Below are 8,043 nucleotides of genomic sequence, written 5' to 3' on the forward strand. Positions count from 1 at the left end.
AATCCTCTCCTCGTTCCCTTCTCTCTTTTCCTTCATGCCGCAAAAGTCAGCCGCCCTTCTCCGCATTTTCATGTCAGGGTTACGGCAGAAAAATCATGGAATAAGTTTCCATTTTGAAGAATATCTTAGAAACCTTGAGCAACAGTACAAATGGCAACAAGAATCCAGGAAACAAAGTAGTTACCACAGTTATTCACAAGGTAACTACAATTATTCAGGTAGTTACTACACAAACCAGCAAAGTAACTACACTGAAGATGAAAAAGAGAAGCTAAAGCTGATTTATCATGCGTTGTCTAAAACGTTCCACCCGGATATTACGAAAGACAACGGCGAAATGATGAAGTTTATTAACAAGCTCAAAGAGGAATGGGGACTTATGACCACAGTTACAGCAGGACGAAGCAGACGGCACCGTACAGACCGGCGCATCTTCAGGTCAGAAAAATACTCTTTAGCACAATAAAGGTTAAGAATCTGTAATCACTTTGCCCAAAAACACAAAAAGACGCGGGTGCATAAAATCGCGCAAATCAGCGTCATTCCTGACTTTATGTATGGCGGCCCCGAGAGGACTCGAACCTCCGACGCACGGTTTAGGAATTCCACATTCCACGTTTTAAAGGGTTTCAGCAGATGCCGAAACCCTTAATTTTATTGAATTCTTCTGGATTGTTATCCCGTTACATTTTATTCTTTTGCAAACACGACATTGTTTGGGTTATGATTTTGCACATTAGTGGGTTCTAAAACAAGGTACTTTTTTACAAACTGCCATGGTGTAATCCGTCTCATTTTGCAAATCCTTGGATGCAAACATTGACCACACAGGAAGTAAAGCATGCCCTTGTTCAGCTTAGAAACAGGGCATATTTTCGCTTGGCTGATCAAAGGTTTATTACCATGGGCAACACACCCTTGAGGAGCATCAAGGGAAAGGATACTCTTCCTACCCCTGAACAAGCCAGGCGACTGTGCAAATGCGCAAATGTTATCAGAAAAATAATATGAAAAATGACGGCTGAAATAATGTGCAACTTCACATACATACTTTCAAAACCCACAGTTGGAATGGATCAGAATACACCATCTGTCGTTTCTATTCCACATACATACTTTCAAAACTTTTTACTGACTGTATTACGTCTACGACCTACACGTATGTTTCTATTCCACATACATACTTTCAAAACAATAGCTGGCGAGCATAGTACGCAGAAGGAGGAATTAGTTTCTATTCCACATACATACTTTCAAAACCAGGTAGCGGTGTTTTTTTTATCAAATAGACTCTTGGTTTCTATTCCACATACATACTTTCAAAACCCCGGCAATTGTTTGAAACGATTGTTGATGACCGGGGTTTCTATTCCACATACATACTTTCAAAACGACAACAATACCATCGCCAGTAGCTTGCATATTGGTAGTTTCTATTCCACATACATACTTTCAAAACCAATCGAACACCATTCACTCTACAAACCTTATCAACGTTTCTATTCCACATACATACTTTCAAAACTGCGCTCCAGACGATGTGTTTAACGAGGATATCGGGTTTCTATTCCACATACATACTTTCAAAACGGAAGTAGACGAAGAAAGTGTACCAACCACGTCAAGTTTCTATTCCACATACATACTTTCAAAACTGTACCAAAAGTATTGGAGACAGCGGTATAGCGACATTGTTTCTATTCCACATACATACTTTCAAAACTTACTTTTCAGTCCGTTCTTAGGCCTGGGACTCGGAATGTTTCTATTCCACATACATACTTTCAAAACACTTTGAGGATGTATACAATCAAGTCATTTGTCATTTGTTTCTATTCCACATACATACTTTCAAAACGCATATTTCCGACAGAAAATGCAACAAGCCAATCAATGTTTCTATTCCACATACATACTTTCAAAACGTGAATAAGACAACTTGTTCTTCCTGTTCAAGCAGATGTTTCTATTCCACATACATACTTTCAAAACAACAAGTGTAGCCCTTATTGAGGTGACAATCACATGAGTTTCTATTCCACATACATACTTTCAAAACTCCTCCAATGTTTGGTCAGACGTATTCAATTGTTTTGTGTTTCTATTCCACATACATACTTTCAAAACTCCGTACCAATCAAGGAGTGTTCATCGGCGCTACCGGGTTTCTATTCCACATACATACTTTCAAAACGGGGGTCAATATAGCGCATCCACTCATCATGCGTGAGTTTCTATTCCACATACATACTTTCAAAACGTTGTTTTTGTTCGTCGCCTTGCGGCTCCCATGCGAGTTTCTATTCCACATACATACTTTCAAAACTATTGCCCCGACATTAAAACGATTGCGTTTAATAGGTTTCTATTCCACATACATACTTTCAAAACACGGATATGTTCTTGTTGAGCGCAAGAACAAAATGTTGTTTCTATTCCACATACATACTTTCAAAACGTGAATAAGACAACTTGTTCTTCCTGTTCAAGCAGATGTTTCTATTCCACATACATACTTTCAAAACTCGTCAATGCTACAGAGATATAACACACTTTATAATCAAAGTTTCTATTCCACATACATACTTTCAAAACTCTTTACGATGTAGAATCGAATGAGCGTATTCATGGATGTTTCTATTCCACATACATACTTTCAAAACGGACTTATTGTGGATTGACTTTTTGACTTGGATGGTGTTTCTATTCCACATACATACTTTCAAAACAAAATACAGCGGCAGGCAAGAGTCCCGAAGGAGGGAAGTTTCTATTCCACATACATACTTTCAAAACTGTGGAAATAGACAACGAAAGCGTCCCAACCATATCAAGTTTCTATTCCACATACATACTTTCAAAACCTTTTTCGCCAGGCTTCTTTTCACCATGTAGCGAACGAAGTTTCTATTCCACATACATACTTTCAAAACGGGGATGTGTGTTTTGTTTTAGACAACCTTAGCTATGAGTTTCTATTCCACATACATACTTTCAAAACTACAATATTTCCCCTGTATCTAAGTTTGCAAAGTAACGTTTCTATTCCACATACATACTTTCAAAACACCGGTGTCAAACGCTTCACATCGGCCAGGTACCGAGTTTCTATTCCACATACATACTTTCAAAACTATCCAAACTTCTCGCCCAGTTCCCGGTGTTGAATGAGTTTCTATTCCACATACATACTTTCAAAACTCCGCCCCAATCATCGCCGCCGTGATTGCCTGCGCAAGTTTCTATTCCACATACATACTTTCAAAACATAGCCAGATTAACTCTGGCTATCACTCCCTATGGGGTTTCTATTCCACATACATACTTTCAAAACTTCTATCATTTCAGCGCACAACCTGTCAAAGTATGAGTTTCTATTCCACATACATACTTTCAAAACTTTGGAGCGTGACACATTGCTTCAGCTAGAGCGTATGGTTTCTATTCCACATACATACTTTCAAAACCGTGCTTTCTCTCGCCGGCCACGACTCATCCGTTCATGTTTCTATTCCACATACATACTTTCAAAACTTTAGCGTACAAGAGCCTTATGTCTTTATTGACAAAGTTTCTATTCCACATACATACTTTCAAAACTACAAATCGCGCGCCGCCCTAAAGGAAAACCCACTGGGTTTCTATTCCACATACATACTTTCAAAACAGCTTCTTAGCCTTCACGCACTCGCATTCCGTCCAGGCGTTTCTATTCCACATACATACTTTCAAAACGATTGGCAGAGATTATAGAAACATATGATCGATGTACAAGTTTCTATTCCACATACATACTTTCAAAACTGGAAAAGCGCGGATGCTAAATCCGAGCACAATCTTCCAGTTTCTATTCCACATACATACTTTCAAAACTTAAGCGTAAAGCCGGGGCGGGCGAAGAGGAAACGCGTTTCTATTCCACATACATACTTTCAAAACGCCATTCCACCACATTTTGCGGAGAGCCGAATAGTGTTTCTATTCCACATACATACTTTCAAAACGTACGTCAAGCAGTTCCCAAGCAAACCTTCCTTGGCTGGTTTCTATTCCACATACATACTTTCAAAACGAAATTGGCTGATGAAGATGCGCAAGGTATTTATGTTTCTATTCCACATACATACTTTCAAAACCCATTTTTTCCTTATGATCATGGGTTTTTTATTATTTAGCTCCTATCCCTTAATGTCATCATTTCCTTTTCAATCCTTGTTATTTCTCATTTTTCATTGTCGTCGATCGTTTCGTAGTTATGAAAACGGCCATTCCTTGTGCCTGTAAGAGTGAACGTAAATTCACTTCCTATTTCGTGAAAACAACATTCCCGATCGACGACACGTTTTCACTCGATCTCCCCCGCTCCGTATCCAATGGCCGTTTTCGCTCCAATACCGGTTTCCATCAACGCTCGAACCAATTCTTCTCTCGCTACGTCCAGCACCTTTTTCCCTTTCCATTTTCCATCAGGAATAATAGAGTTTTCTTTTGTTCCTATCATGACCTGAAATGGCGTGTTCTTCACTACGAGAAACGGAACCGGAACAGGCTTGCCGTAATCGCCCGGCGCTCTCCCCTTCCCATAATACGCTCCATAATGAGGTGTCAGCATATCAACCTCTACGTTCGGATGGGCTGTTGGCAGAGCGTCAAAGAAAGAAACGCTTCCTTTGTGTTTCTGATTGCCAAACAGGAGGACAAAGCCATCATCTTCATATGCCGTCTTCTCTTCTCCACCAAAGTATTCGGCAATGACATAGTTCGCCGCAACCCCTTTGAGACTTGAACCGGGCAGGTACGGCATGCCATACACCGGGTGAAGCGTTAAGGAAGTTTCATAAACCGAATGCTGGCCAAGACCAATGGCGAGTTTGCCCGGGAAGTGAAGGGAAATCGTTTCTACGTAAGAAAGACTCTTCTCCACCGCGTCCCGATTGCGCTGAGCAAGCATTTCAATAGGAAGGTTTCTAAAATCAGCACGAATCATAAAACCGGGTATGTTTTCTTTTTTTGTGTCTTTCTTGGGTTTATGAAAAACGAACTTATAGTCAGCCTGTTCCCTGCGCCACCCCTTTTCATAGCGAGCCGCTTTATTAAGTTTAAGACCGAAGTTATCAATATCCTGTATGTCCAACTCACGTGTATCTTTAGGCAAAAAAGTATCTTTGATGCTCAGACTGTCAGGCAAAGAATATGTTTTCTCTTGCTGTTTCCGCTGTCCATATCGCATTGTTCCATCTATCCACAGCTCTTTGACCTGTCCTTTTTCCCGTACAATCTCGCATTCTTTTCCATTCAAGCTATCATCCGTTTGTTTTAAAAAAGGAGCAGGAAGGATTTTTCCGCCAATATCGAGTTTGGCATCGAAGTGACCTTTTTTAGTTTTGGTTACACGGATCATTCCTTTCTCTTTCATTCCATGTCTTCCTCCGTTTTATCCAATCCTTCCGCAAACCGGCGCACCCATGTCAACAGCGCCAGTACTTCCATGGTGACCGTACGGTACTCAGATGAATTGATCAGTACGATTTCTTCCACCAAATTTCCGTTTTTAGAAAACAGTTCAGGATTCGTTTCCACCAGCCATGCATGGATCTGTTTATACAGCAAATCGTATGCGTTTTTCCCCTTTTTTTGTACCTGTTTATTGGAGGCTGCTTTCGAGAATACAAATGCCAGAGTCGCTCCAAGCCCATTCGTTTTAATCAGGCTTGGGATTTTTTTGACATAGGATTTGTACATCGTATCGCTGTATTTCACACCATCAAGGGTGGCTCCTTTTTTGATGGTGTACCCTTCTTTCGCACACTGGAACGCATAGTCCGCGCGTCCCTGTTCAATGCCTTTTAAAATCGTTCGACTCATGGGTTATTTCGCCCCCTTTACGAGTTGCGTGCGAACCAGACCTTTTCCGATGGTGGCACTTCCACCAATCTGCAGAACGTCCGGCAACCCTTCTTCAAAGAAGTTCATGACGTCTTGTTCATTATCGAAGCCATGCTTGCTTTTACTGAAGACAGGGCTTGCCATGATAAGAGTATAGAGGATCGTCTCCATCGGCAGGTATTCTTCTGTAAACAATGCTCCCGGTTTCACCGTACCGGTATTGGGATCAATGTTCGTGCGGGTAATAACTTCCGTAGACAATTGAACAAAATCCCGGAAATCATCATCTGATAATATAAGTATGTCTTTCTTCATTTTCTCTTTCCAGTACGGTTCGCTTACCACATGCTCGGACAGCCATTCTGCAAGAAAATCACATGCTTCGCTTGCTTTGATATCATCAAAACGGTATTCTTCCAGTACGACAGAATTCCCTTTGACAAACAGGGTGCTGTTACTCGTGGTCGTGCCGGCTTCTGGCATATCAAACAAAAGCGGCTGTTTGGCCAGTTTCATCTCGGCTTGGAAACGATTAAGAACCGCCGGGCAGGTAATCCACGCAAATACCCCTTTCACCGAGCGAACAGGGAACAATAGGAGGCGAGCATCGGTAATGCCAAGAGCACTCATATAGCTTTCATCCGCTTCGGGTGCTTTCAAATCGTCTTCCTGTCCAAAGACAAGGGCAATCCTTTCCTTTGTAATACTGTTTTGCCCGATTCGGTCACGGAACGACTGCTTAAGGCTTCCTTTTAAGCCAGAGGCTTCGATTTTCGGGAATCCGGTATGGCGTTCTCGCTGAATCGGAAGATCCACGATGCCTAAATCTGAACCGGTTCCGGCGTGAAGCGGAGTTTCACAAAGTAAGAATAAAAGGTGAGAAAGTTTGTACATAATTATTTTTTCCTCCATTGACGGCGTTTTGATTGTGAAATGATACGCTCTTTACTTTCGTTTGTGAGCGGATACTTTTGGATATACTCCTCATGCTTGTCATGCTCATTGACACTGAAGACTTTATAAATATATAATCTTCTGTCATTTTCAAAATAGTAGATACGTTCTTCTGTTCCTGCCTTTTTGTAAACTGTCTTATGTGTATCTTCTGATTTATTCCGTTGCGCTCGTTGTTCTCGAAGGTAGAATTCCGAATCCAACACTTCTTTAATGTTCGGTCGCTGTTGAATGTCTTTCCAAATGTTGTCCGGGCAGAAAAACGAGTAAAATTGATTTAGATATTGTTCATATAAAATCATACCGATGGGACTTAACGTTGCACCTGCACCGAGCAGTTCGACCAAACCATTTTCCTCCAGCGCAGTAAAAGCCGCAAAGTTTTTGTTTTTTACACTTGGATAATTATCGATTCCTTCCTCTAATTGCTCTAGTTCATCGCCATAAGCTTCAAATAACTCAAAATCAAAGGTAATCGGTGCTTTTGGGATGACAATCAGTTTTTTTGTGTCTTCAAAAAGATAAACGGTTGGCTTATGAAATACCTGTGCCATAATGGTCATATAAGGAATGGCACCTTTATAACCACCTGTGATGTTGAAGTAAACATCTTGATAGGATTGAATGCGGCTGTCGACTTCTCGCACAAGATTGGGTATCCCTTGTCCGACGAATTCTTTATAGTTGAATGCCTGAAGTCCAGAAATAACATCCTTTTTCTCGTTAAACTGAACATCCATAAATGGAGCAAGACACTCTGCTGTAATTTCTGCGGCCAAACGAGAAAGAACGGTATCACTTGCAAGGAGCATAATGTGAATATCTTCACCAAATTCTTTTCGAATCTGCAGACTACTTTCAATTTCAGCGGAAGCAGAGGGGTTACCATTCGCAAACGTTTTGACCTGCTTACGAAGCATCTCGATATCTCGCAACTTTTTATCCCACTCATGCAAAAGAGCTTCAGAAAGCACCTTAATTGTGCGTTCCATCCCTTTATTCTTTTTCATAAAGTTTTGAAACAATGAGGTTCCGACTGTTGTAATAATTGTTTTCAATCCGCAATTCCTCCTACGTATGTGAGTCCAAATCCATATTGATAGTTCCATTCCGAAATGTTTTGATTATGAAAAAGCGCAATAACCTCTTCACTGGAACCATTCTCATATTCAAAGTAATAAACACTACCGGCGGGAACCGCTC

4 protein-coding genes, 1 pseudogene and 1 CRISPR repeat array are annotated in these 8,043 nt (G+C 40.9%); of the genes and pseudogenes, 1 reads left to right on the top strand and 4 read right to left on the bottom strand.

Annotation, left to right across the window (positions count from 1 at the left end; all coding sequences use genetic code 11):
- Window positions 1-466, top strand: a pseudogene (locus B2899_RS11975) (hypothetical protein); the annotation flags it as partial.
- Window positions 467-1,030: 564 nt separating this feature from the next.
- A CRISPR array of direct repeats spans window positions 1,031-4,136; the repeat unit is 30 nt; unit sequence GTTTCTATTCCACATACATACTTTCAAAAC.
- Between the two features lie 209 nt (window positions 4,137-4,345).
- On the opposite strand, the gene cmr6 reads toward B2899_RS11975, so the two are convergent.
- Genes cmr6 through B2899_RS11995 form a run of 4 tightly spaced genes read right to left on the bottom strand, consistent with a single transcriptional unit; the run spans window position 4,346 to window position 7,898 of the window.
- Window positions 4,346-5,416 (bottom strand): type III-B CRISPR module RAMP protein Cmr6, encoded by a 1,071-nt coding sequence (gene cmr6, locus B2899_RS11980; RefSeq protein WP_286886063.1) that lies wholly within the window; start codon window positions 5,414-5,416, stop codon window positions 4,346-4,348.
- A complete protein-coding gene (gene cmr5 / locus B2899_RS11985; RefSeq protein WP_286886066.1) occupies window positions 5,413-5,865 on the bottom strand; it encodes a type III-B CRISPR module-associated protein Cmr5 in 453 nt (150 codons plus the stop codon). Before cmr5 ends, cmr6 begins: the two co-directional genes overlap by 4 nt.
- A 3-nt stretch (window positions 5,866-5,868) precedes the next feature.
- On the bottom strand, window positions 5,869-6,780 hold the full coding sequence (gene cmr4, locus B2899_RS11990) for a type III-B CRISPR module RAMP protein Cmr4 (protein ID WP_286886069.1): 912 nt from the start codon (window positions 6,778-6,780) through the stop codon (window positions 5,869-5,871).
- A gap of 2 nt (window positions 6,781-6,782) precedes the next feature.
- Window positions 6,783-7,898: a putative CRISPR-associated protein gene (locus tag B2899_RS11995; RefSeq protein WP_286886071.1), complete on the bottom strand. Its 1,116-nt coding sequence runs from the start codon at window positions 7,896-7,898 to the stop codon at window positions 6,783-6,785.
- Window positions 7,899-8,043 lie beyond the last annotated feature (145 nt).

It is taken from the genome of Aneurinibacillus sp. UBA3580 (assembly GCF_002375825.1).
Lineage (GTDB): Bacteria > Bacillota > Bacilli > Aneurinibacillales > Aneurinibacillaceae > Aneurinibacillus > Aneurinibacillus danicus.

Bases quoted from the DNA above. Each gene is read 5' to 3' on its own strand.
- cmr6 (WP_286886063.1), bottom strand. From the start codon at position 5,416: ATGAAAGAGAAAGGAATGATCCGTGTAACCAAAACTAAAAAAGGTCAC.
- cmr4 (WP_286886069.1), bottom strand. From the start codon at position 6,780: ATGTACAAACTTTCTCACCTTTTATTCTTACTTTGTGAAACTCCGCTT.
- cmr5 (WP_286886066.1), bottom strand. From the start codon at position 5,865: ATGAGTCGAACGATTTTAAAAGGCATTGAACAGGGACGCGCGGACTAT.